23 protein-coding genes and 1 pseudogene are annotated in these 25,029 nt (G+C 58.3%); 12 read left to right on the forward strand and 12 right to left on the reverse strand.

Annotation, left to right across the window (positions count from 1 at the left end; genetic code table 11):
- Positions 1 to 123: 123 nt before the first annotated feature.
- From ACR0A2_RS20085 to ACR0A2_RS20115, 7 genes are all read right to left on the reverse strand, one after another.
- On the reverse strand, positions 124 to 501 hold the full coding sequence (locus ACR0A2_RS20085) for a VOC family protein (RefSeq protein ID WP_480446436.1): 378 nt from the start codon (positions 499 to 501) through the stop codon (positions 124 to 126).
- A 3-nt stretch (positions 502 to 504) separates the two neighbouring features.
- The gene (locus ACR0A2_RS20090) at positions 505 to 1,053 is read right to left on the reverse strand and encodes a thioredoxin family protein (protein ID WP_480446435.1); all 549 of its coding nucleotides are present in this window, start codon (positions 1,051 to 1,053) and stop codon (positions 505 to 507) included.
- Between the two features lie 120 nt (positions 1,054 to 1,173).
- On the reverse strand, positions 1,174 to 2,433 hold the full coding sequence (locus ACR0A2_RS20095; RefSeq protein WP_171364398.1) for a TRAP transporter large permease: 1,260 nt from the start codon (positions 2,431 to 2,433) through the stop codon (positions 1,174 to 1,176).
- Positions 2,430 to 2,963: a TRAP transporter small permease gene (locus ACR0A2_RS20100; RefSeq protein WP_480836883.1), complete on the reverse strand. Its 534-nt coding sequence runs from the start codon at positions 2,961 to 2,963 to the stop codon at positions 2,430 to 2,432. The genes ACR0A2_RS20095 and ACR0A2_RS20100 overlap by 4 nt, the downstream gene beginning before the upstream one ends.
- A 63-nt stretch (positions 2,964 to 3,026) precedes the next feature.
- Entirely contained in the window at positions 3,027 to 4,001 is a 975-nt protein-coding gene (locus ACR0A2_RS20105; protein WP_171232094.1) for a TRAP transporter substrate-binding protein, read from the reverse strand.
- 23 nt (positions 4,002 to 4,024) lie between these two features.
- Positions 4,025 to 4,567: a 3-hydroxyanthranilate 3,4-dioxygenase gene (locus ACR0A2_RS20110; protein WP_152460347.1), complete on the reverse strand. Its 543-nt coding sequence runs from the start codon at positions 4,565 to 4,567 to the stop codon at positions 4,025 to 4,027.
- 105 nt (positions 4,568 to 4,672) lie between these two features.
- Complete coding sequence (locus ACR0A2_RS20115) at positions 4,673 to 5,626, reverse strand: dihydrodipicolinate synthase family protein (protein WP_480836884.1); 954 nt, start codon at positions 5,624 to 5,626, stop codon at positions 4,673 to 4,675.
- Between the two features lie 146 nt (positions 5,627 to 5,772).
- Here ACR0A2_RS20115 and ACR0A2_RS20120 point away from each other — a divergent pair, with 146 nt between their 5' ends.
- The 9 genes from ACR0A2_RS20120 (at position 5,773) to ACR0A2_RS20160 (ending at position 16,214) form a co-directional block, all read left to right on the forward strand.
- On the forward strand, positions 5,773 to 6,546 hold the full coding sequence (locus ACR0A2_RS20120; protein ID WP_480836885.1) for an aspartate dehydrogenase: 774 nt from the start codon (positions 5,773 to 5,775) through the stop codon (positions 6,544 to 6,546).
- 2 nt (positions 6,547 to 6,548) lie between these two features.
- A complete protein-coding gene (locus ACR0A2_RS20125; RefSeq protein ID WP_480836886.1) occupies positions 6,549 to 7,514 on the forward strand; it encodes a LysR substrate-binding domain-containing protein in 966 nt (321 codons plus the stop codon).
- A gap of 81 nt (positions 7,515 to 7,595) precedes the next feature.
- A complete protein-coding gene (locus tag ACR0A2_RS20130) occupies positions 7,596 to 9,026 on the forward strand; it encodes an NAD-dependent succinate-semialdehyde dehydrogenase (protein ID WP_480836887.1) in 1,431 nt (476 codons plus the stop codon).
- Between the two features lie 331 nt (positions 9,027 to 9,357).
- On the forward strand, positions 9,358 to 9,705 hold the full coding sequence (locus ACR0A2_RS20135; RefSeq protein ID WP_480836889.1) for a hypothetical protein: 348 nt from the start codon (positions 9,358 to 9,360) through the stop codon (positions 9,703 to 9,705).
- On the forward strand, positions 9,698 to 10,942 hold the full coding sequence (locus tag ACR0A2_RS20140; RefSeq protein ID WP_480836891.1) for a molybdopterin molybdotransferase MoeA: 1,245 nt from the start codon (positions 9,698 to 9,700) through the stop codon (positions 10,940 to 10,942). The genes ACR0A2_RS20135 and ACR0A2_RS20140 overlap by 8 nt, the downstream gene beginning before the upstream one ends.
- A 214-nt stretch (positions 10,943 to 11,156) precedes the next feature.
- Entirely contained in the window at positions 11,157 to 12,407 is a 1,251-nt protein-coding gene (locus ACR0A2_RS20145; RefSeq protein ID WP_480836893.1) for a sarcosine oxidase subunit beta family protein, read from the forward strand.
- A gap of 12 nt (positions 12,408 to 12,419) precedes the next feature.
- The gene (locus tag ACR0A2_RS20150; protein WP_152460339.1) at positions 12,420 to 12,707 is read left to right on the forward strand and encodes a sarcosine oxidase subunit delta; all 288 of its coding nucleotides are present in this window, start codon (positions 12,420 to 12,422) and stop codon (positions 12,705 to 12,707) included.
- Positions 12,704 to 15,658 carry a sarcosine oxidase subunit alpha family protein gene (locus ACR0A2_RS20155; protein WP_480836895.1) on the forward strand — a complete coding sequence of 985 codons (2,955 nt, stop codon included), beginning with the start codon at positions 12,704 to 12,706 and terminating at the stop codon, positions 15,656 to 15,658. Before ACR0A2_RS20150 ends, ACR0A2_RS20155 begins: the two co-directional genes overlap by 4 nt.
- Positions 15,651 to 16,214, forward strand: a complete 564-nt coding sequence (locus ACR0A2_RS20160) for a sarcosine oxidase subunit gamma (protein WP_480836897.1) — start codon at positions 15,651 to 15,653, stop codon at positions 16,212 to 16,214. The genes ACR0A2_RS20155 and ACR0A2_RS20160 overlap by 8 nt, the downstream gene beginning before the upstream one ends.
- Here ACR0A2_RS20160 and ACR0A2_RS20165 read toward each other — a convergent pair.
- From ACR0A2_RS20165 to ACR0A2_RS20180, 4 genes are all read right to left on the reverse strand, one after another.
- Complete coding sequence (locus ACR0A2_RS20165) at positions 16,173 to 17,204, reverse strand: GlxA family transcriptional regulator (RefSeq protein ID WP_480836899.1); 1,032 nt, start codon at positions 17,202 to 17,204, stop codon at positions 16,173 to 16,175. The two genes, ACR0A2_RS20160 and ACR0A2_RS20165, sit on opposite strands and share 42 nt — an antisense overlap.
- Before the next feature lie 45 nt (positions 17,205 to 17,249).
- Positions 17,250 to 17,489 (reverse strand): hypothetical protein, encoded by a 240-nt coding sequence (locus tag ACR0A2_RS20170; protein WP_480836901.1) that lies wholly within the window; start codon positions 17,487 to 17,489, stop codon positions 17,250 to 17,252.
- A gap of 241 nt (positions 17,490 to 17,730) precedes the next feature.
- Positions 17,731 to 18,888, reverse strand: coding sequence for an aromatic ring-hydroxylating oxygenase subunit alpha (locus ACR0A2_RS20175; RefSeq protein ID WP_480836903.1), 1,158 nt, complete (start codon positions 18,886 to 18,888; stop codon positions 17,731 to 17,733).
- A 103-nt stretch (positions 18,889 to 18,991) separates the two neighbouring features.
- Positions 18,992 to 19,897, reverse strand: coding sequence for a LysR substrate-binding domain-containing protein (locus tag ACR0A2_RS20180; protein WP_480836905.1), 906 nt, complete (start codon positions 19,895 to 19,897; stop codon positions 18,992 to 18,994).
- A 140-nt stretch (positions 19,898 to 20,037) separates the two neighbouring features.
- Here ACR0A2_RS20180 and ACR0A2_RS20185 point away from each other — a divergent pair, with 140 nt between their 5' ends.
- From ACR0A2_RS20185 to ACR0A2_RS20195, 3 genes and pseudogenes are all read left to right on the forward strand, one after another.
- Positions 20,038 to 20,982, forward strand: coding sequence for a PDR/VanB family oxidoreductase (locus tag ACR0A2_RS20185; protein ID WP_480836907.1), 945 nt, complete (start codon positions 20,038 to 20,040; stop codon positions 20,980 to 20,982).
- A 424-nt stretch (positions 20,983 to 21,406) separates the two neighbouring features.
- Positions 21,407 to 23,233, forward strand: coding sequence for a BCCT family transporter (locus ACR0A2_RS20190; protein WP_480836909.1), 1,827 nt, complete (start codon positions 21,407 to 21,409; stop codon positions 23,231 to 23,233).
- Between the two features lie 320 nt (positions 23,234 to 23,553).
- Positions 23,554 to 23,994, forward strand: a pseudogene (locus ACR0A2_RS20195) (FAD:protein FMN transferase); the annotation flags it as partial.
- 47 nt (positions 23,995 to 24,041) lie between these two features.
- Here the strand turns inward: ACR0A2_RS20195 and ACR0A2_RS20200 are convergent.
- Positions 24,042 to 24,833, reverse strand: coding sequence for an FAD binding domain-containing protein (locus ACR0A2_RS20200; RefSeq protein WP_480836911.1), 792 nt, complete (start codon positions 24,831 to 24,833; stop codon positions 24,042 to 24,044).
- Between the last annotated feature and the right edge of the window lie 196 nt (positions 24,834 to 25,029).

Here is a 25,029-nt window from a genome sequence, read left to right on the forward strand (position 1 = left end):
CAGCCCCGGGCGCAGTCCGGGAAAACATTACTCTATCAAGGACGACCCGCGAATTCCGGTCAAGTGTTCAATTTAAGGGTGAGGAAATTTCATTGCGCGAAACGGTATCGGAGCCTGCCATCTCTATTCGTCGGTCCGAAAATCGATGTGTATGTGATTGCCGTCCGGATCCCAGACGTTCAACTGAACGGTGTCGATCGCTGTCAGTTCCACACGGCGATAGGAGACGCCATTTGTTTTGAGATGCGCTTCGAACCGATCCAACCCTGTCGCCGAAAAAGCGAAATGCTCAAGCTTCAGGTCTGCGTCCGAACCCGTGGCCTCGGCCTCGACACCGACCAGATGCACAAAGGCGTTTTCTTCGACATAAAGCCAGGCTCCGGGAAAAGGGAAGGGCGGGCGTGGCCCGATCCGCATCCCCAGCACGTTGCAGTACCATTCGATCATCTCGTCCAAACGCGTGGTGCGCAGGTTGACATGATCCAGTGACGTGATCCCCATGGCCTAGCCTCGGGTCCATTTGATCGAACATCCCATTGATGGTGTCTGATCTTGGGGGCCTTGCCCGGTCTCGGCAATTTGCAGCATCGCATTGACCAATTCTGGTTCGCGCTTGCCTGTCTGGCCGCGACCCAGATTGTCCAGACGGCCCCGGTACTGCAACTTTCCGTCCGCATTCAATCCGAAGAAATCCGGAGTGCAGACAGCACCATAAGCCTTTCCTACGGATTGATCTTCGTCCACGAGATATGGAAAGTTGAAGCCGTTCTGCCGTGCGAATTCCAACATGTTCAGCGGCGAATCTTCGGCGTAATCGCGATAGTCGTTCGACATGACCGCTAACACGCCGATACCCTTGGACATCAGCAGGTCCGTGTCCTGGGCAAGCCGGTCCGTGATCGTTTTGACATAGGGGCAATGATTGCAGATGAAGGCGATCAGCAACCCGTTTTGCAGGTGATCGGACATCTTGAAGGCCCGACCGTTCGGGTCTTTGAGCGTGAAGTCCGGGGCGTTCCAACCGAAATCGCAGATCGGAGTGTCGAGCAGCATGATTGTCCTATTTGTGACCAATTGGCATGTTCAGACCAGCTTAGCTGACGGGCGCCGTTAAGTAGAGCGAGATTTCCGGCGCCATGTCTGCGACGGAATACGCCTGCAAACGCATCTGGTTCAGATCAGCAGCGTTGACAGGCTTGGGTAATAGCTGAGCAGAAGCAACACCAAAGTTACCGCGATCAGGAAAGGCCAAAGCGATTTCAGGATCGAACCGGGCGATGTGCCGCTCATGGATGAGGCGATGTACAATCCGATCCCGACCGGGGGCGTCAGCAGCCCAAGCACAAGGTTCAGGCAGGCAACAATGCCGAACTGATAGGGGCTGATATCGTATGAACCGGTTGCAATCGGCAGCAGGATCGGAGTGATCAGGATGATCGCGGCGATGCCATCGATCACCATTCCAACCAGCAAAAGCGCCAGATTCACGATCAGCAGGAACACGAACGGGTCCGAGGTGACCGAGGTGATCAACCCAGCCAGTTGCTGAGGTATTTCCTCATAGATGATGACCCAGCCGAACACACTGGCGGCCGCGATCATGAACAGGATCATCGACGCGTTGGCCGCCGTGCGTTTGAACATCTGTGCCAGGTTGCTCGGCTTCAGGTCCCCGTAGACCAACCAGCCCACCAGAAACGCGATCAGGGACGCGATTGCGGCGGATTCGGTCGGTGTAGCGATCCCGAACAGAATGCCGCCTATGATCGACATCGGGATCAGCAGGGCAGGGGCCGCGCTGATCAAGGCCTGGACGGCTTCGGCACGCGTCATCCAATGCCCTTTCGGAAAGCTCTGCCACCACCCGATCAAGGTGATGACCGATGCAAACGCCCCGGCAAGGATCAAACCGGGAAGGATTCCTGCAATGAACATGTCACCAATCGGGATCTGAGCCAGAACACCGAAGATGACAAACATCATCGACGGCGGGATGACCGGAGCCAGCAGCCCGCCCGCGGCCGTCGTGGCAGCGGCGAACCCCTTGTCATAGCCTTCTTCTTCCATCGCGGGGACCATGGCGCGCGACATCACCGCGATCTGCGCCGTCGCAGACCCGATGATGGCCGCCATGAACATGTTTGCCAGCAAGTTGATATAGGCCAGCCCGCCGCGAAACCCGCCGACAAACACCCGGGCCAGCGCGACCAGGCGCCGGGTCATGCCGCCTTCGTTCATCAATTCTCCGGTCAACATGAACAGAGGAATTGCCAGCAGGCCGTAATTCTCAAGACCGCCGAACATTTTCTGCGCGAAGCTGTCGTAAAGAACCGTGTTGCCGCTTTCCCAGATGTACCAGATGGCCGTGATCGCCAGAACGATCGCCACGGGCACGGACAGAAGTAGAGTGGCCAGAAAGACGATGGGGCTCATGGCTGTGCCCCTTTGTCCGGGGCGCTCAGCAGATGCATGGTGGAATGCAGCGTCGCGCCCAGTGCGAAAAGCCACATCACCAACCAGAACAGATACTTTGGCAGGCCCAGGGTCAGCGTTGGCTCGGCGTAGATGAAATTGAATGTCTGACCTTGAAACGCCGCCACGTCAAATCCGCTGCTGGCGATGTCCAGCGGAAGGAACCAGCGCCAGCAGAACCACAGCATCGCAAGGGAAAAAGCAAACACGACCACGTCCACACCCTTGCGGATCAATGGTTTCGCGCGTTCGGGCACGTTGTCGGAAACGATGGAGATCGACACCGAGCTGCGATGGTGCAATGCGGAAGACGCGCCCAGAAAAGTCATCCAGACCATCGCGTAGATCGCCAGCTCATCAACCCAGAACAGGGCGTTGCCCGCCGTTCGCGTCACGACATTCAACAAAATCAGAACCGCAATGCAGACTGCCAGAAAGGCAGCGCACCACAACTCGACCCGCGCCAAGCCTGCCGACAGCCGATACAACATCGCTGTTCTCCCGTGAAAAAGGGCGCAGGATCGAGCTGCGCCCCTTTCGTCATGCCGTTTTCGTTATTTTGTTTCTGCCGCAGTCTGCCGCAAAGCGTCAAGGGAAGAGGTCTTTTGGGACCAGATCCCGTTCCACTCTTCGATCGCGTCGCCAAAGAACGAGGCATCGACCTTTTTGTAGGCTTTGCCGGTGCCCTCGATCTGCTCCAGCCATTTGGCATCGTTTTCAACGTAGGCATCAATGGTGCTGTCGACATGCTTGGCCATGAGTTCCGCGATCATCGCGCGGTCTTCTTCAGACAAACCAGCCCAGACCTTGGCCGATACCAGCCCGACCATCGGGAACATCATGTGATCCGACTGCACGATCGTGTCGGCGTGTTCGTAATATTTCAGAACCCAGATCAGCTCGGCGTCCATGTCGATGGCGTCGACCTGACCATTGGCCAGCGCATCATAGACGGCAGGCAAGGGCATGGGCGTGGGTGCCGCACCCACCGCGTTGTAGAAATCCAGAATCGGTGTGAAGGGCGTGATCCGAAGTTTCAGGCCCGACAGATCTTCGGCGGAGGAAACCTCGCCCCGGCTGACGATCTGGCGCAATCCGGCCATCCCATATCCCAGCCCAACGACACCAACCTGCCCCGGCAAGGGTTCCAGCATGGATTTGGCCGTATCAGATCGCAGGATGCGCCCCGCGTGCCCAATGTCATCTGCCAGATAGGGCGCATAGAATGCCCCCAACTCGGGCGCGCGGTTCGAAACTTCAGCCACGGTCATGAAAGCCATGTCCAACGCGCCGGTCTGCAATTGTTGCAGCATTTCGGCCTCGTTCCCCAACTGGCGAGCCGGGAAAACCGATACCGAATGAGCGCCACCACTGGCCTCATTCAACTCGGCCCCAAATGCTTCGGCGGCTTTGGTCCAGATATGCGGTGGCGGCGTGATCAGACCCAACCGAAACTCTTCGGCGTGTGCGGCCACGGACGCCAGTGCCAACACAGCCGCAGAGGCGGCGATTTTTGCAAAATGTCTCATTACTTCCCCTGTTTAATCTTGTTTTACAACGTGACCCAGCCCTCGGGCGGTTCCTTTCCCGGGTGCACAGCCTGACAATTGGGGCAGGTGCGGTCTTGTTCCGAGGCATAGAACTTCTGATAAACCGGAGGCAGGTCATCAACGATGGACTTTAGCTGCATTTCCGCTCGATGCACCAGTGATCCGCATTCAAAGCAATACCATTCGATGGCGTCCAGCTCTCCGGTCTGGCGCTTGGGTTCAATCACAAGCCCGATCGAGCCTTCCTGAGGGCGCTGTGGCGAATGGCGTACATGCGGAGGCAGCAGAAAAACCTCGCCCTCACGGATCGGAACATCATAGAACTCCTCTCCGTCATAGATTTTCAACACCATGTCGCCTTCGAGCTGGTAGAAGAATTCTTCCACCGGGTCGTCGTGGTAATCGGTTCGCTTGTTCGGGCCGCCCACAACGGTGACCATCAGATCGGCGTCTTCCCAAACCTGACGATTCCCTACGGGCGGCTTGAGCAGATGGCGGTGTTCGTCGATCCAGGCCTTAAAGTTGAACGCTTTCAGTTTTGACATGTCCCACTCCTTATCCCGAAATGTTTGGCGCGATTTTCCATGACCGCAAAGGAATTATCAGCATCTCGCTATCCGATTTCCTTATACTGCCGGGCCTCACCCAGCTCAGACGCGCAGCCCGCTTTCATCAAATGCTTTGCGAATGATCGCTTTTTCGGCGTCGGTCAGTTCCAGCATCGGCGGGCGTACATGGCCACCGACCTGACCCAGCAACTCTTGCCAGTACTTTCCGAATGCAGTGGGTTTGCCGGCAGGGCGCGCGCGTTTCATCGCGTCGCGGACAGGGTTCAGACTGTCAAAGACACGTCGCGCTTCATCGGCCTTTCCCGCAAAGGCCAGACGCGTGTATTCGTTCATCCGCTGATCGACCTTGCTTTGCAGCTGATAGGGCGGGGACGAGCAGAGATAGAGCTTCCAGTCCAGTTCCAATATGTTGTCCAGCCACTCATGTTCAGCCGAGGTCGAGACATGGATCCTGTCGCCCACCATATGGGTCAGCTTCACGTACATCTCGCGCGGGACCGAGTATTTTATCGCAACGATATTGGGTAAGTCCGCAATGCGGGCGCATTCTTCGGGTTGCATCAAATAGCCGCTGTCTGGATGGCTCCACATGGCGATGCCGATATCCAGTTCGTCACAAAAACGCTTGTAGTACTGGTACAAAACCTCTCCGCGATCCTGCACAAAGCTCAGAACCGGCGCGTGCAGAACGATGTAATCCGCGCCGCAATTCTGGGCGTGATGCGCCAGGTCCAAGGCCGTATTCATGTTCTGGTCCGAGACCGAGACGATTACACCGGCTTTGCCTGCGCATTCGTCAACGGCAATTTCGAAGTTGCGCTTGCGCTCTTCGATGCTCATCGAAAAGAACTCGCCCTGTTTGCCGGCGACGAAAAGGCCCTGGATGTCCAGATCGTCGATCCAATGGCGGATGTTGGCGCGCAGTCCCGATTCATCCAGAGACAGGTCATCATTGAACGGGTTCAGCGCCGCTGCCCATATCCCAGTCATATGTTCGCGGGCATAGGCCTTCGCGTCGTGTTTTGAGTATTTCATTTCCAACGTGGTCCCCGTGGCTTCAACAGGAACAAAACACACCAGGCGCGTCGGTCCAGTGACATTTCAGGGAAATGGATATCTGAAAAAAATATATCACCAACTTACCAATTCAGATTTTTTCAATGCTGGTCTAGGGTCCAGACATGAAGATCGCAGTCATCGGAACCGGCGCAATCGCGCAGTTTGTGCAGCGCATGTTGCCAGAACATGGGCATGAGTTGGCGGCCATTCTGGTCAGACCACACCGCGTTGATCCAAAATCGCCCAAGTCAGTCGGTTCGGTTGATGACCTGCCGGCCGGAATCGAAATTGTTCTGGATTGCGCGGGGCACGAGGCATTGGCCGGTTTGGGTCCGGACATTCTGGCACGAGGGCTGGATATCATCAGTGTCTCTGCCGGCGCACTTGCGGATCAGCAGGTCAGTGACCGGCTGGACAGGGCCGCACGAAAGGGCGGGGCGCGGCTGCATCTGGCAAGCGGTGCCATAGGCGGGCTGGACTGTCTCAGCGCCGCAGCGGTCGGGCCGCTCAAATCCGTCACATATGTGGGGCGCAAGCCGCCGGCGGGGTGGAAGGGATCCCTTGCCGAACACAGTCTTGACCTCGGCAATATCACCGCGGCTGAAACCCATTTTCAGGGTTCGGCGCGAGAGGCGGCGCTGGCTTACCCAAAGAACGCAAATGTCGCCGCCGCCGTCGCCTTGGCGGGTGTGGGGTTCGATAGCACACAGGTTCGTCTGATCGCCGATCCGACGATCCAAAAGAACATTCACGAGGTCGAGGCCGAAGGCGATTTCGGCACGTTTCAGTTCCGGATCAGCGGCACCGCGCTGCCCGACAACCCGCGAAGCTCGGCGCTTGCGGCCATGAGCGTGCTGTCCAAGCTGGATCAGCTTTGCAAGCCGATTGTGCTGTAGCCATGGTTGGGCGTCACTCTCGCATCGTTGACCGCGCCTTGACCCGCCTGAAGCTGCGCCAGCTGCGTTTGCTGGTCGCGGTGGGCGCGCATGGAAACATTCAGAATGCCGCGCGTGAGCTGGGAATATCTCAGCCAGCGGCAACCAAGATGATTCAGGATCTTGAACTGGACTTCGAAGTCAAGCTGTTCACGCGCACCAACCGAGGCGTCGTGCCAACGGTTTTTGGCGAAACTCTCATACGTCACGGGAAGCTGATATTTGCGCAGGTGTCGAATGCCGCGCAGGAAATGGACGATCTGAACGAAGGAAATTCCGGCCGTGTCGTGGTGGGCACACTGCTTGCGGCGTCAACCAGCCTGTTGCCTGCCGCCATCGAGCTGCTGCTGGAAGACCGCCCGAACGTTGCAGTCAAGATCAGCGAGGGGACCAACGAGGTGCTCATGCCCCGGCTGCTGTCGGGTGAGATCGACATGGTTGTAGGACGCCTGCCGTCGCACCGGCATCGCGACAAGATTCGACAGGAAAAACTGTTCGAGGATCGGATATTGGCCATTGTCGGCCCTCAACACCCGCTGGCTGGGCGGGACGCCGTGACCTTTGCGCAAACCAAGCCGTTTGGCTGGATTCTTCCCCCGCAAGAGACCACGTTGCGACGTCAGGCGGATCATTTTTTCGTCGGCCAACAGCAGTACGTGCCACCGGTCGCCATTGAATCCGTGTCTTACCTGACGAACCGGGCGCTGCTGCAATCCCGCGACCTGATCGGCCTTATGCCTGCCGAGGTCGTCGTCCAGGATATCGAAAACAACCATCTTGCTCAGCTGGCCTGGGAGGTTCCGTTCGGGCAGGGGCCGATTGGAGTGTCCTTCCGTGCCGACGACGATCTGTCGCCCGCGGGGCGCGCTTTCAAAACGGCTCTGCATCGGGCGGCGCAGAGCAGACAGACCAGATATTCGCCAATTTGATATCCGTATTCGCGCAATGCACTTGAACTCATGCGAGGCATCGCGCGATCAAAAATCAAGGCAAATGGAGGCGCCGGTTTCATGTATCCAGAGCTCAGGCTGTTCATTGGCGGCACGTGGCGAAAAACCGGGCGCGATATCCCGGTTGTCAACCCGGCAACCGAGGAAGAACTCGGGCGATTGCCTTGCGCATCGGTGAAAGACCTGGACGACGCGCTGCAAGCGGCCGTCGAAGGATTTAGACTGTGGCGCCGCACATCGCCGCGGGAACGCGCGGATACGATCCTGCGGGCGGCAAACTTCATGCGTCAGCGGCAGGAAGAAATCGCGCATTCCATTACTCTGGAACATGGCAAGCCTTTGAAGCAGGCCCGGCTGGAGGTCATTCGCGGCGCCGAGTTCTTTGAATGGGATGCGGGCGAGGCGATGCGAACCTATGGACGGATCATTCCGGCAGCTCAGGGTCACAAATTTGCAGTTCATCACCAGCCTGTCGGCGTTGTCGCGGCATTTTCGCCGTGGAACTTCCCCATGAGCCAACCTGCCCGGAAAATCGCCGGTGCTTTGGCCTCGGGCTGTTCGGTGATCCTGAAAGCGGCAGAAGAAACGCCTGCCGGCGCTTTGCACATAGCAAAAGCGTTCGAAGATGCCGGTCTGCCAGCAGGGGTTCTGAATTTGGTTTTCGGTGAACCATCCGAGATATCCGGCCATCTGATCCCGCAGGACCCCGTTCGCATGGTGGCCTTCACCGGATCGACAACCGTCGGGCGTCATTTGACCACTTTGGCGGCCCAACACGACACCCGAGTGCTCATGGAGCTGGGCGGCCACGCGCCGGTCATCGTTTGCGAAGATACGGATGTGCAATCGGCGGCCGTTTCAGGCGCGGTCCGCAAAATGCGCAATGCCGGTCAGGTCTGCACTTCGCCAACCCGTTTCTTCGCGCATGAGAGCATTTTTGACGCCTATGCGGCCGGGTTTGTTGCAAGGGCCAAGGCCACGGTTGTCGGCAATGGGCTTGACGCAACCGTTGAAATGGGCCCAACGGCCAACGACCGGCGCGTGCCAGCCTTGTCAGAGCTGGTTGAAGACGCAGTGGCACAAGGGGCAACGCTTGCCACAGGCGGATCGCGGCTTGGTGAGCGGGGATATTTCTTTGAACCGACGGTGTTATTGAACGTTCCTAAAGCGGCGCGGATCATGCGCGAAGAGCCGTTTGGACCGGTTGCGGTGATCAACCCGGTGGCTTCGCTGGATGAGGCGGTCGATCTGGCGAATTCAATTCCCTACGGGCTGGCGGGGTACGCTTTCACCAATCGGGCGGACTACATCGACCGTCTGATTGACGAGGTCGAGGTCGGCAATCTGTCGATCAACACGCTTGAAGCATCGATGCCGGAAACGCCCTTTGGGGGCGTGAAATCCAGTGGCTATGGTCGGGAAGGCGGAACCGAAGGCCTTGAGAATTACATGACGGTCAAGAACGTCTGGCATTCGGCCGAGATCTGCTGAAAAAGACCCCGACACCTGCACTTGTCGACTTTTCGCGACCAAGCCGGCCTTTTTCCTTTCGAAACCGACCAAAGGGCCAGCGCAGCGCTGCGGTTGTGATTTCAATACCTGCGGAATCGACAGAGGCGGCAATGTGCCCTTCCTGATGGGGCGCCCGAACGCGGATCATGACCTATGTCAATGACAGTAAACCCGCCTTGCTGTCCATTGGCCGGGAATTTCTGGCCGGACCGTGCGACAAAAACCATCGCGTCCTTTTGCCGGTGATGATCAGCGTTTCGGCTGACCTGCGGGGGGGTCCCGCCGGGCGGCCTGAGCTCCGGAGGGACGGATGAACACTTGGCTGACGCTATCTGCACCAACCCCTGCCGGGGATACCGAGGGCTTCAAGAGGTTGGCGGGGCTGCCCTCCGTAACGCCCACCCTTGGCATGAACTCTGACTGCGCGCGCGTGTTTGAGCTTTGCGGCCAACCCGAGCCGGATTTGTCGTCCGAGCAAGAAGGCGATGACGGCATAGGTCGCGCCGCGCATGGTCGGTATGGCATGGATACGCTGCCGTTCGTTGCTGATCCCAGCTCGGATTTGGAAGAATTCAAGGCCGGCCTGCCCAATCCCGATCCGGCCGAACAGCCGGGATTTGCAGGACGCTTAATATTTTCGGAGACTCAAAATGGCTGATGGATGTGCCTGTGACCGCCACGCCCACATGTATCTGACTGTCGAGGACGCCCTTGAGCGCGGTCTTTCCGTCGCCGATCCTGTCACTGAAACCGAGATTTTGCCGCTGGAACAAGCAATAGGCCGGGTTCTGGCCGAGGATTGCGCCAGCAAGGTCGATATGCCTGCCTTCGACAACTCGGCCATGGATGGCTATGCCGTCCGCACTGGTGATCTGGGTGATGGGCCGGTGTTTGAGCTGCCCATCGCCGGGCGCGTGGCCGCGGGTGACTGCGGCGACCATGATGCCCCCGAAGGCAGCGCTTTGCGCATTTTTACGGGCGCTCCGGTGCCGCCTGAATTCGATGCCGTGCTGATGCAGGAAGATTGCGATCTTCTGATCGACAGGATTCGATTCAGCCGCCGCCCGAAACCCGGCCAGCATATCCGGCGTGCGGGGGAAGATCTTTGTGCCGGGAGTCCGGTCCTGCGACGGGGCTGTCAAATTGGACCGCGCGAGATGGCCGCCCTGGCATCCGCAGGGTATGGTGAGGTCCTGGTGTTTCGAAAACTGAAGGTCACGATCTTTTCGACAGGCAGCGAACTGCGTCAACCGGGCGAACCCCTCGGCCCCGGCCAAATCTACAACTCGAACCGTTATATGCTGCTGGCGCTGTTGCAAAAACCCTGGATCGAACTGACCGACCTGGGACCGGTCGAGGATGACCCGACCCGTCTGGAACAAGTTCTGCGCGAGGCATGCGATGCCTCGGACCTCATCGCCACGACTGGGGGCGTGTCAGTCGGGGATGAAGATCACATGCCCCGGCTGTTCAGCGCGATTGGCGGTGAAACCGATGTCATGAAAGTGGCGATGAAGCCCGGTAAACCGGTCATGTTCGGGCGGCGCGGGCGCGCTCTTTACGTTGGTCTGCCCGGCAACCCGGTGTCAGCCTATGTGACATGGCAGATAATCGGGTCGCAGATGATGGCGCGGCGCGCAGGCTTGTGCCACAGACCTCAGATAACTGTTCAGGCCGTGCTGGCTGAACCCGTGCAGCGTCGCGCGGGTCGGCAGGAATATCGTCCGGTCCAGATTGACGGCACCTCGCCGCGTGGCCTTCCCAATGTACGTCTGATGGCGCCCGCCTACAGTGGCCGTGTTGCCTTGCTGGCGCAGGCAGACGGGTTGGCGATCATACCGGCCGAGATCGAAGACCTGCCCGCCGGGCATACGATTGAATTGTTGAGGTTCTGATCCCCTCAACAGGTGCGTTGCTTTTTAGTCCTGCAACCTCAACGCCGCGGTCATGGTGGACGCCCGGAAAACTGCCCGATCGCGCGCCAATCAATCTCAATACCGGCCTGAAAATTGTCGCAACCGATAAACTCCGTGACGGATTACGTCGTGACTGGGGCTTTCCCGGCGGCACATGATGCTTCGGCGCACTGAGGGTTAAGGACACATATTCATGCGGTATTCGGCACTCGCGATCATGCGGCAGGTTTTGAAAGGGCACCGGGGCTGGACACCGGCTTGGCGCGATCCTGAGCCTCAATCAAGCTATGATTTCATCGTGATCGGCGGCGGCGGCCACGGCCTTGCGACGGCATACTATCTGGCCAAGGAACACAACGCCGCCAGGGTGGCGGTTCTGGAAAAAGGCTGGATCGGTGGCGGCAACGTGGGGCGCAATACAACGATCATTCGCGCCAATTACCTGTTGGATGGCAACCAGCCATTCTATGAGCTGTCGCTGAAACTGTGGGAAAATCTTGAACAGGACCTGAACTACAATGCGATGGTCAGTCAGCGCGGTATTCTGAACCTCTGTCATACGGACGCGCAGCGTGACGCGTATCGTCGTCGTGGCAACGCGATGATGTTCACCGGCTCTGGGGCGGAAATGCTGGATGCAGAGGGCGTTCGTGCGATGTATCCGTTCCTGAACTTTGACGATGCACGCTTTCCGATCAAGGGCGGTCTGTTGCATCGCCGCGGTGGTACGGCACGTCATGACGGTGTCGCTTGGGGCTATGCCCGTGCCGCGGATCAACGGGGGGTCGACATCATCCAGAATTGCGAAGTCACCGGGTTCCGCATCGAAAACGGAAAACTGCTGGGTGTTGAAACCACACGGGGTTACATCGGCGCCAAGAAGGTGGGCGTGGCGGTTGCCGGGTCTTCCGGGCGCGTGATGGCACAGGCGGGGATGCGCCTGCCGATCGAAAGCCACGTGCTCCAGGCCTTTGTGACCGAAGGGCTGAAACCGGTGCTTGACGGAGTGATCACTTATGGCGCCGGACATTTCTATGTGAGCCAATCGGACAAGGGCGGTCTGGTCTTTGGCGGCGATATCGATGGCTACAACACCTATGCACAACGCGGCAACCTGCCCGTGGTCGAGGACGTGGCCGAAGGCGGCATGTCCCTGATGCCGATGATCGGCCGCGCGCGCCTGCTGCGGATGTGGGGCGGTGTGATGGATATGTCGATGGATGGTTCGCCGTTCATAGATCACACCGGAATTGAAAGGCTCTATTTCAATGGTGGCTGGTGCTACGGCGGGTTCAAGGCAACGCCAGCATCTGGTTTTTGTTTCGCGCATCTGATGGCCACCGACCGACCGCATGACGTTGCAACTGCCTATCGTCTGGACCGTTTCAGAACCGGGCGGATGATTGACGAAAAAGGCGTGGGCGCACAGCCCAACCTGCACTGAGGAGGCCCGGACATGATCATCAATCATCCACTGCTTGGCCCGCGTGACGCGTCGGAATTCACCTATCTGGGTGACGCGAGCCTGATCAATCGGCCCGACTGGCAATCCGACACGGCCGCCGCCGAGTTTCACGACTATGTCTACCTGCGCGACAACCCGGCAGGAACCCACCGAGAGCTGTGGTTTCACGAGCAGGGCGACCGCTCGTGGCTGGTTGTGACACGCGACACGCTGACCCATGAAATTCTGGCAACGGAACTGGCGCGGGATGTAGCCCGCAAGACGGGACGGGGAAAATGACCCAGAACAATCGTTTGCAGGGCGGTCTGATCGACCGGTCCAAAAAGCTGCGCTTTACCTTCGATGGCAAATCCTACGAAGGCTATCAGGGTGATACGCTGGCCTCGGCGTTGCTGGCCAATGACGAGCGGTTGGTTGGCCGTTCGTTCAAATACCACCGTCCACGCGGTGTGCTGGCCTCGGGCTCGGAAGAGCCCAACGCGCTGGTCGAGCTGCGCACGGGCAACCGGCAGGAGCCCAACACACGCGCGACCACGGTCGAACTGTTCGACGGGCTCGAGGCGACATCACAGAACCGCTGGCCCTCGCTCGCCTTCGATGCGCTGTCGATCAATGATCGGCTTTCGCCCTTTTTGACGGCGGGTTTCTATTACAAGACCTTCATGTGGCCCAAGGCGTTCTGGGAAAAGCTCTATGAGCCGATGATCCGCAAGGCGGCCGGTCTGGGCAGCCTGACGCAGCAGGCCGACCCGGATATCTACGACAAGGGCTATTTGCATTGCGATGTCCTGGTTATCGGCGCCGGTCCTTCCGGCCTGATCGCGGCGTTGACGGCAGCGCGGTCTGGCGCGCGGGTCATTCTGGCGGACGAAGACAGCCGGATGGGTGGGCGTCTGTTGTCTGATTGTGACCGGTTCGAGGGCATATCGAATGCCGATTGGGTCACGCAGACACTGGGAGAGCTGGCGTCGATGGACAATGTGCGCCTTCTGACGCGCACCACCGTGTTCGGCGCCTATGATCACGGCATTCACGGCGCGCTTGAGCGGGTCTCGGATCACCTTGCGGTGCCCGAGGCGGGGAAACCACGCCAGATTCTGTGGCGCATTTACGCGAAACACTCGGTGCTTTGTGCCGGCTCTACCGAACGTCCGATTGCTTTCGAAAACAACGACCGACCGGGCATAATGCTGGCGGGCGCGATGCGGGCCTATGCAAACCGCTGGGCTGTGACGCCGGGCCAGCGCGTGGCAATCTTCACCAACAACGATGAAGGACACCGCGCCGCTCAGGATCTGATCAAAGCCGGGATCAAGGTTGTTGCCGTGATCGACCCGCGCCACGATGCTCCGCGCATCGCCGAGTGTGAGTTGCTGGCCGGGGCGCATGTGACCAACGCGCAGGGTCGTCTGGGGCTGAAATCGATCACCGTGCAGATGGCCGACGGTCAGACCCGCCCCATCGAAGTCAGCGGTCTGGGCGTTTCGGGTGGGTGGAATCCGAATGTGCAACTGACATGCCACCAACGCGGTCGCCCGCAATGGTTCGAACCGCTTGCAACCTTCATCCCGCCGGCCGAACTGCCGAAGGGTATGGTCGTCGCCGGTGCCGCCGCTGGCAACCTGACCAGCCACGGGGCGGTCGCCTCGGGCACCAATGCGGCACTTGCGGCGCTTGACGGGCTGGGGATCAGGGCCTGCCCGGTCGACCTGCCGAAAGCCGAGGATGATGAGATCCGTATCACCCCGCTGTGGCACGTGCCCGGCAAAGGCCGCGCCTGGCTGGACTTCCAGAATGACGTGACCGTCAAGGACGTCAAACTGGCCGAACAGGAAGGCTTCCGCAGTGTCGAGCATCTGAAACGCTATACCACCCTTGGCATGGCGACCGATCAGGGCAAAACCGCGAATGTCGGCGCGCTGGCCGTGATGGCCGAGATCACCGGCAAGAGCATTCCCGAAACCGGCACAACCATCTTCCGGCCACCTTACACGCCGGTGGCGATGGGGGCCTGGGCCGGGCGATCGGTCGGGAAAGAATTCAAACCGACGCGACTGACGCCCAGCCACCAATGGGCCGAAGAACAGGGCGCGGTATTCGTCGAGGTGGGCCCCTGGCTGCGTGCGCAGTGGTTCCCCAAGGCTGGTGAGACCCATTGGCGCGAATCCGTGGATCGCGAAGTTCTGGCCGTACGCAGCGGTGTCGGCGTCTGCGACGTGACCACGCTGGGCAAAATCGACGTGCAGGGCGCGGATGCGGCAGAGTTCCTCAACAAGATCTATTGCAACGGCTTTGCCAAACTGCCGGTGGGCAAGACCCGTTATGGTCTGATGCTGCGCGAAGACGGTATTGCCATGGATGACGGCACCGCCGCCCGCCTGGCCGAGGATCACTTTGTGGTCACCACGACAACCGCAAACGCGGTTGGTGTCTATCGCCACATGGAGTTCGTGCGCCAATGCCTGTTTCCGGACATGGATGTGCAAATGATCTCGACCACCGACGCCTGGGCACAATATGCCATAGCGGGCCCGAAATCCCGTGAGTTGCTGCAAAAGGTCGTTGATGACGGCTATGACATCAGCAACGAAGGTTTCCCCTTCATGGCGTGTGGCGAGGTGACCATTGCCGGGGGGATCTCGGCGCGGCTGTTCCGTATCTCGTTCTCGGGTGAACTGGCCTATGAGCTGGCCGTGCCAACCCGTTACGGTGACGCGCTGATCCGACATTTGATGGCGCTTGGGGAACCCTTTGGCTTAACGCCGTATGGCACCGAAGCGCTTGGTGTTCTGCGTATCGAAAAGGGGCACGCCACCGGAAACGAACTGAACGGAACCACCAGCGCCCACGACCTAGGCATGGGGCGCATGGTCTCGGCCAAGAAAGACAGTATCGGTGCGACGCTCAGCGCTCGCGAAGCTCTGACGGATCCGGATGGCCTGGCTTTGGTCGGCATTCAGCCGGTCAACACTGCCGATACCGTGCTGGCCGGTGGCCATGTGTTCGACGAAGATGCGCCGCACGTGCCGGAAAACGATCTGGGCTATGTCACATCGGCTGCCTATTCGCCGCACCTGTCCAGCAGCATCGGCCTGGCCTTTGTAAAACGCGGGGCGCAGCGATTGGGCGACACCGTACAGATTGTCAGCCCGGTGGATGACACCAACATCAAAGCGACGCTTGTCAGCGCGCATTTCCTTGACCCCGAAGGAGAACGGCTCCGTGCGTGATTTTGTTGCCAAGACCGCCATTGGCGGCACCGAACCAAAACGGAACGTGGTCGGACCTCTGACCTTTCAGGAACAAGAGGATGTGGCACTGGCATCCGTCTCGGCCCGGCTGGGACAGGAGGAAGCCGTCAAAGCCAAACTTCAAACCGTTTGCGGAACCCCTGCGCCTGAGGCGGGGCAATGGGAAAAGGGCGAAACCAGAAACCTGCACTGGCTGGGCCCGGATCAGTATCTTTGCGAGGAAGCTTTTGCAGGCCCGTTGGAGTTGGCCAGGCGTATGGAGGCCGAGCTGGCCGGCATGGCGTCGGTGACCGATCAGTCTGACGCGTTCACACGCATCGACATGACCGGGCAGGGTGCCACAGGCTTGCTGCAACGCCTGACCGTTCTGGATGTCGAGCAGATGCAGGTTGGAGCTTTCAACCGCACTGCAATCCACCATGTGGGGTGCCTGCTGCGCTGCAATGAGGCGGGAACGGATTTCTCGGTCTACGCGCCACGCAGCTATGCGATTTCAGTTCACCACATGCTGATCGAGGTGGCCAGGGCCCTGTGAAGGACGGTGCCCAAAGGACAAAGCCGCGTGTCTGGCGCCGCGGCTTCGTTCCTTGCGTTCCTGTGTCGGCGGCAGACCGAATTCGCGCCGATAGTTGCTTGAAAACGAACTGGCGCTGTCATACCCGACCGAAAGCGCGATTTCCTGCAAAGACTGGTCGGTGTAAAGCAGCTTCTGCCGCGCCGCATCCAGTCGCAGCCTGCGATAGTACCCTCCGGGACTGATCCCGGTTTCCTTCTTGAAATGCCGTTCCAATTGCCGGATGGACATGCCAACGCGTTTCGAAACCTGCTCGATCGAGATCTTGTTTTCGATGTTGTTTGCAAACAACTCGATGGCCCGTCGAACCGGGCGCGGCAGGGCATTGCGGGTCTGATTTTTGCTGTAGCCCGGCAAAACCTGCAACGTATCCGCATCGCGCAAAGTCGCGTATTGGAACCAGCAGGCGGTTTCGACGGCAACCGCATCGGACACCTCGTCCGAAATCACGCCCAGCATGAATTCAAACACCGCTGAAGTCCCGGCAAAGGACATTCGGTTGCGATCTATCGTATAGAGCGTGTCACACAGGTTCACCCTGTCGAATTGTTCCTTCAAAGCAGCGGTATAGCAGAAATGCGCGCTACAGCTGTAACCATCGAAGAACTTTTCTTCCGCCAGCGCAAAAAGTGAGCCGCTGACCGAACCGATCCGCGCGCCACGGGACAATAGCCGCCGCAGCGCTCCGCCCGAAGCCTTGCGATCCTTCAACCGGGCTGAGGCCCCGGCAAAGACCAGCACGACGTCGGTTTCCTCCACCTCGGGCAATGCCTTGTCAGGGTTGATGCTGAGGCGTGAGCTGGACATGACCTGTTGTCCATCTTCCGAAACGACAGTCCAGCCAAGACCATCGCTGCGGCTGATCTCATTGGCCACGCGCAGCGGGTCGATGGCCATGGACAAGGCAGCAAGCGGGAAATCTTCGAGGCACAGAAAGGTGAAATGGGTCATGCTTTGTCTCTTTGCCAGCACGATACCCCAACTACACCGATTTCGTCAGAACACCAAACGATGGGCGCGGCCGCGTTCGTATAGTTTTCGGTTCAACTCATCCGCTTCGGGCGCGCCGTATTCCAGCGCGAACACAAACGCATGCGTAAGGTAAAAACAAGCGGCGTCGAGATCCTGATTTTGCTCGGCCCGGTCGGCTGCCTCGTGGTACAGCCGGATCAGCGCAGGCACATCATTATCCGGATGAGCCTGCAACAGGTGCTTGTCGAGTTCTTGCAGATCCAAGGTCAGCCTCTTTCCGGAAACGCGAAGTGAGTTGGTCTGTACGCAATCATACGCTTTCTACCTATTTTTGCGCCTGAATCCTGATTTCATAGCGCCGTCAACGATGCGGACCGGACCGTGATGAACCCATCACACGCATCCGCGTGCGTCTTTGCGCGATCGCGGAACATCGCCTGATTGCAAATGATCGAGCAGGGCGCATCCGTGGCGCCCTCAGCCCATGATTCGGCCGGAAAGCCGCTTATCCCTCGGCACGGGCTTTTTCGATCTGATTGGCCACCCAGTGGTGGAAACAATGCGTTGGGCCATCCATCGCGGGCGAGAAACGGCCGCCGTCGAATTTGACACCATGACGGCCTTTCTGCATGCCCTCGACCACGAACACATCCTCTTCGAAAACGGTTTTCCAAAGCTGCGCGTTCTTTGCGCGCAACGCTTCGTGCTCGGGCGCGTCTTCCGGTTTTTTGGCGTAGTACAGCTCGATCCTTTCGTTCGACCGCTCATGCGTGATCGGATCGATGATAAAGGCAAATCCATGGTCGCGTTGAACACCCAGCAATGTGTTCGGGTACACGACGATGTATTCCGCCCCTTCGTTCCACTTTTCGCTCAGATTCTGGAAGTCATCCAGTTTTTCGCCGTTCTGACCTTCAAACTGCCGATAGACGTAGGTGCCCTGACCCGAATACTTGCCCAGTTCATTGATGTTGTAGTGGTCTTCCAGACGCGAATAGCTGTTGAGACCCGGGTGAACCCAGGGCAGGTGATAGCTTTCGCAGAAATTTTCGACCGCCAGTTTCCAGTTCGACTCCAGCTCGAGCCGGACAGACGCGCCGGCACCGCCATGATACATGGGCTGTTCGAAATCTTTCCAGCGTTCCATCAATTCGCGATGGACCTCTTCGAACTCCGGGGCGTTGCCATCCACATTTACGAAGACAACGTCGCGCCAGACATAGGAACGTATGCGGATCAGGCCCAGTTCAGCAAAGTCCAGATCTTCATGCGTGTTCTGTCCGGGGCCACCGACATGCGGCGCAGTGCGCAGCTCGCCATTCAGGCCGTAACACCAGCTGTGATAAGGGCAACGGATCGCGCCGCGGATTTTCAGCGGCTTGTCGACCAAAATCATTCCGCGATGGCGGCAGGTGTTCTGGAAAACGCCGATCTGCCCGTCACGGTCGCGCACCATCAGAAGCGGCACACCGAGGAAGTCGATCGGAAAGGCATCTCCCGCTTCGGGAATGTCTTTGCCAAAACCGATGCCCGACCAGTTCGCGAACAGGACCGCCTCCCGTTCCTCGGCGAAGACATCGGGATCGATATAATGCTCGTTCGGCAGGCCCTTGGCGGTGTTTACCGGGGTCAGAACAGACGAAAGCGCTGAATGCTTGTTCATCGGTTGCTCCTGAGTAATTCGGAATGTGTTGAACGTTACCCCCATTGGCCGGTCGATCCGACTTCATTCAATATCAAAAAACCTCATGGCCGATTGAGGTAGACTAAACCGAACCCCCGGACAATTCATCCAGCAACCAGTTTTTCAGCGCCAGGGCACCTTCTGTCAGCTGGTCGTCCGGGCGACCGACGAGGTAAAAGTTATTCGGGGCGGGGAGGCTGAATTCTTCCAGCGCAACAAGTTTTCCTGATGTCAGCATGGGCTGGATCAAGCGTTTCCACCCCAATGCAAGCCCGGCCCCTTTCCGGGCCAACTGCAACGCCAACGCATAGCTGTTTACGCGCGACTGCACCGGTACAACTCCGGTATATCCGAGGTCGTGAAACCAAGATGGCCAGGTGGTCCAGGTGTTGTCCTGCGTTTCAAGGTGGATCAGGCGACGTTCGACCAGGTCTTCCAGACTTGCCCCCTTCAGTTCCATGGCCGTCTCGGGGCTACAGACCGGCGTCAGAGTATCACGGTACAGTTTAGTATGGTTCAGCTGCGAATTCACGTCACGACCGTAGCGGATGAAAAAGTCGATATCCGGTCTGTCCGAGAATGGCTTGTCCTGTGCCATCTGGTTCACTTTTACGTGCGGGTAGTCCTGCCAGAACCGGATGACCGACGGAGAAAGCCACAACGCCGCGACAGCGGTCGTGGACCCGACCGTCACCGGATTTTCTGAATCACCGCTGCGAATCTTTTCAAGCACCTTCGATATCTGCCGGAACGACGAACCGAGCACCTCGAACAGGTCCCGGCCATCCTCGGTCAGTTCCACGCCCCTGTGCTTTCTGACGAACAGCGCCGAACCCAATTCACTTTCCAGCGCTTTTATCTGGTGGCTGACAGCGCCCGGCGTAACCGACAGTTCGCCGGCCGCTTCTTTGAAGCTGAGATGCCGCGCGGCGGCCTCGAAGGCCGACAAAGTCGTGAGTGGTGGAAGATTATAGTGGCGTCGTGACATGGTTGCTGCGTTGCTCAAAAGGTAGAGGTGAGTTACATTCATCCGAATGTGAGAAATTTTGCAATTGAAATCTATGTTTTTTCCTGCTGTTTGCGATCGGGTACAGGACCAAAGTCGACCGAGAACGAACAGGATGTGTGATGGATACACAAGTTGCCCGCCTCGTGCGCAAAACACGGCTGAGCCCGGACACGTCCGATTTTTGCTTTGAAATCGAAAACGGCCGCTTCACAAGCCTTCAACCCGGCGCACATGTCGATATCCATCTGGCCGACGATCTGGTGCGGCAGTATTCACTGTGGAATTGGAGTCAGGACGGCCGTGTAATCAATGTCGCCGTCAAACGCGAAGATGAAGGGCGTGGCGGCTCGGTGGCCATGCACGCGCTTCAAGAAGGGGCGATGGTCGAAATCGGCGGGCCGCGGAATCACTTCAAACTCGAAAACCACGATCGGCATGTCACGTTGATCGCAGGCGGCATCGGGGCGACTCCGCTGATTGCAATGGCGCGGGAACTGATGAATCGCGGGCAGGATTTTCGGGTCTACTACCTTGTAAGATCAAGAGAATTTGCAGCGATGGACGCGCAGTTCAGGGCCCTTGGGCTGGAGGAATGGTATCATTTGCATTGCGATGACGCAGACGGCAGGTTTGATCTGGCATCGGTCATGCAATCGATGCCCGTCGGTGCGGATGTGTATACCTGCGGACCTGAACCGATGCTGAATGCTGTTTTGGAAGCAGGTGCATCCTTGCGTGGCGGGGCAATCCATTTTGAACGATTTGCACCCGCCTCTGACATTGACCACGACCCAAACGCGGAATTTCAGATCGAAATTCAGTCAACCGGCGCGGTCTACCCGGTCGGAAAGGAGGAAACCATTCTCGAAGTATTGCAAAGCAACGGCGTGCAGGTCGATTTCGGCTGCTCTGAAGGGTTGTGCGGGTCATGCATTGTTGACGTAGTGTCAGGGCAGGTCGATCACCGCGACGGAATACTTACACCGCAAGAGCAGGAAAGCCACGAATTCCTGTGCACCTGCGTTTCGCGGGCCAAGTCCGATAAACTGGTCCTGAAGCTGTGAAGGACGCAGTGGTCACAACAAATCATGTCGTCGCATTGTTCTCGCTAACATCGCAATCGAGTGAATTCGGTGGTCGCTTCATGTGATCGAAGTGTCGGATTCTCAAGTTAGAACATCTCACCCTTGCTATAGGTTTTTCGAAACTGGAAACCCAACAACCACTTTGGATGCTGCGACGATATTCAACCTCAGGCTGACTTACCACTTAGAACCGGTGATGACAGCAGGCAGCAAGTAATCGGGAGGAAATTTGCAGTAAGAGACGTAATGGGAGCACGCGTTATTACTGCAAGCCCAAGTTTGGGCTGAACACAACTCAACATCGGTTTGTGCAACGTGCATGATTGTCCACGTCGTGCAACGCGATGTTTTCCAGCACTTTTTCAGAAGAACAAAAACGACACACTCGAGGAGGAACGCGCGAATGTCGATACCCGAACCTTTCACGGACGTTGAAATAGAAACGGCTGATTCCGGATTCTATGAAAACTACAGCGTCCCAATTGCCCTGATCAGCAAGGCCATCATGGTCGGGCTGGTCCTGTGGGCCCTGGTTTTCCCAGCGAATGCAAACAGCACATTGGGCAGCCTGAACAGCCAGTTGCTGGAGGTCTTCAACAGCTTCTACATCGTCATTGTCGGTTTTTTCTTCTTCTTCCTGGCCGTTGTTGCGATCATTCCGTCCACGGGTCGTCGGATCATGGGAACGCCGGGGGAAAAGCCCGAGTTTTCGAACTTCTCATGGTTTTCCATGATGTTCGGTGCCGGTCTTGGTGTGGGGCTCATGGTTTTCGCCACAGCAGAACCGCTGGGCCTTTGGGGATCTAACCCGGTTGTCGTTTCCGGCGCGGTCGAAGGTAACACGCCTGAGGCATTGCAATCGGCTTACCGCTTCACTTTCCTGCACTATGGCTTCCACGCCTGGGCGATCTACGTTGTGACCGGTCTGTCGTTGGCTTACTACGCTTACACACGCGACATGCCTCTGACGATCCGCTCGGCGCTGACTCCGCTGTTTGGCCGTTTCGTCAACGGCTTTTTCGGCCACGTGGTCGACGTTTTGGGCGTTGTCGCGACGATTCTCGGCGTTTCCGTAACCATCGGTTATGGCGTCAGCCAGTTCATCGACGGACTTTATGCGATCACCGGCATGCAGTGGATCATGGATTTGGGCGGCGAGGTGCCGACCCCCAGCAAGGTTGGTCTGATTTCAGGCTTGGTCGTCATCATGGGCCTGTCGATCATTTCGGCGGTATCCGGTGTTGGCCGGGGTGTTAAGTACCTGTCCAACCTGAATCTGGTGCTGTCGATCATCTTGCTGGGCACTTTCGTGGTCTTCGGCTCGTTTGTCTTTGCCATGACCACTTATGGCACTGCCATGGTCGATTACATCCTGCACTTCCTGTCGCTCAGCTTCAACGCCTATGGTCCGCTGTCGGCCGAAGCATTCGCAGCTGCCCTTCCGGCCGAGGCGCAAGCACATGCCGCAGACCTGATGGGTGGGGCGACCAACGCCTGGGGTAGCTTCGACGGCTTCAAAGGCGGTCTGGAAGGTGCAGCAGCCGAGTTGGACGAAGCAACCTTGGCCGCGGCTTATGCTGCGGGTGAGCAAGGTCGTCAATTCGGCTGGCAGGCAGGCTGGACCACCTTCTACTGGGCATGGTGGATCGCGTTCTCGCCCTTCGTGGGTCTGTTCCTGGCGCGCATCTCCAAAGGTCGTACCGTTCGCGAGTTCATCTTGGGCTGCGTGTTCGCACCTGCGCTGGTGTGTTTTGCCTGGATGACCGTTCTCGGCGGCACAGCGATCGATCTGGAACTGGCAGGCGCGGCAGAAGGTGCGATCATCGGTGCATCGAACACCAACAAGCTGTTCACCACACTGTCCTACATGATCGACGGTGGGCTATTGTCCATGCTGAACGTCATGTGCGTGATCCTGATCATGACCTTCCTGGTGACCTCGGCGGACTCGGGTATTCTGGTGATGAACACCATCATGTCAGGTGGTAGCCAGGAAACCGGTATCAAGCACCGCATCATCTGGGGTGTGATCCTGACGGCAGTGATCGGTGCGCTGATCCTGGCGGCGGGTGAAAACAACCCTATGGACGCGCTGCGCAATGCCATGATCATCGGTGCGCTTCCGTTCACCATGGTGATGGGCCTGATGTGCGTATCGCTGGCCAAGGCGCTGTTCCGCGACAGTCAGCGTGACAAGCACTCTGCCAGCAGCACGCAGGCAGCCGAGTAACGCGTAGGCAAAAGAAATAAAACCTGGTCAGGCCGCCCCATCTGGGCGGCCTGTTCTTATTTGGCAAAGCGTCGCCTTTGACGTGAAAAACCCCAATATCACCCCGAGGCCAAAGCCGCACTGATCGGCGAACCAAACCTGCCCCCTGTCGACCGGCCGAATACCCCGTACGTCCGTCGCCCTTGGCTGACGTGGTGACATTTTGCACACCGGACCGGCGAGGGCCGAATCACCCGCCAGCTACACCCGCCAAGTTCGATTTCCTTGCGGTTGCAACTTAGGTTGCAGGGCCGCCTTAGTGCTATGGGCAGGGACTAGCGCTTACCTTGAACGGCATCGCTCAAAGTTTCGCCACCGATCTGGTCGTTCGCGCCTTGCGCAAGGCTGGGTGGGGCAAGGTTTTGGTCAATATCGGAGAGTATTATGCAAGTAGCCATCAGTGGCTGCTGGGTGTCTCGGATCCAGTGTACGGACCTGTCGAAGTCACGCATTTGAAAGACCGCGCCATCGCTACGTCCAGTCCCGGCGCCATGCGTCTGCGGTCCGGCAGTGCTCACGTAATCGACCCGATGGGCGAAAACGCTCCGCTTTGGTCAACGGTCAGTGTCCAGGCACCGGATGCTACAACGGCAGACGCGCTTTCAACGGCATTCTGTCATGCTTCTGAGGCTGAAATAGCAGCGACCCTTGCGCGGGCAGCCGGCGAGCGCATCGCGATCTGTGTACGCCCCAATGGGAAAGTGGTGACGCTGCAAGGATAAAAAGCCCCGGATAACACCGGGACTTTTCGATTTTCCCGACCAATTCTTTACAAGCAGTCTTCAACCGCGCGTTTGGTCATGACCGAAACAAGATGCGCCCGATACTCCTTGCTCCCATGCAGATCCGCAATCATGTTTGCCGGGTTTACACGCAGGTCCATAAGGGCATCAGGGCGAAACTCTTTGTTCAGCGCCTGTTCAGCCTCGGACCACCGGAAAACGCCGTCCTCGCTCGCGCCGGTAACCGCGACGCGCACGCCGTCCGCAAAGCGAGCCAGGTAAACCCCGACAAGCGCAAAACGCGACGCTGGCTGAAGGAACTTTTGATAGCTTGCCGCTTGCGGTACCGGGAAACGGACCGATGTGATGATTTCACCCTCATCCAGCGCCGTCGTGAACATTCCCTGGAAAAAGTCATCGGCGGGAATCTGGCGGGTATTGGTCACCACTGTCGCCCCTGATCCCAATACCCCTGCAGGATAACAGGCCGCAGGGTCATTGTTGGCAACCGAACCGCCAATCGTCCCGCGGTTGCGGACTGCCGGATCGCCGATCTGACCGGCCAGCGCTGCAAGCGCTGGATACGACCCTGCGGCCTCGCGGGCGACGACAGCGTGGGGCGTCGCACCACCGATCGACACCGATCCGTCATCCTCGATGCAAACACCTTGCATCTCGGGAATTCCGCTGACCGACACCAACTTGGACGGGGCCGCCAACCGTTGCTTCAATGTTGGGATCAGCGTCTGTCCGCCCCCCAACGCCTGCGCATCCTCGGCGGCCAGTGCAGCAACCGCATCAGCAATGGTCGAGGGTTTCTCAAACTCGAAACTGTACATTTCGTCTTTCCTTTCCGAAAGGCGCGGATCCGCCCTTCATCTGGCTGTAAATATCCCGGGGAGCGGGAGGGGCTGGCCCCTCGCTCGGACCCACGGCCCGAAACCGTGGAAGGGAACATCAATCAGGCTCTCAGCGTCTCAGGCCGAATAAGGTCGAACAAAGACAGGTTTGTCCTTTTCCGACAGGTCAGCACGA

Source organism: Ruegeria sp. H8 (assembly GCF_056532905.1).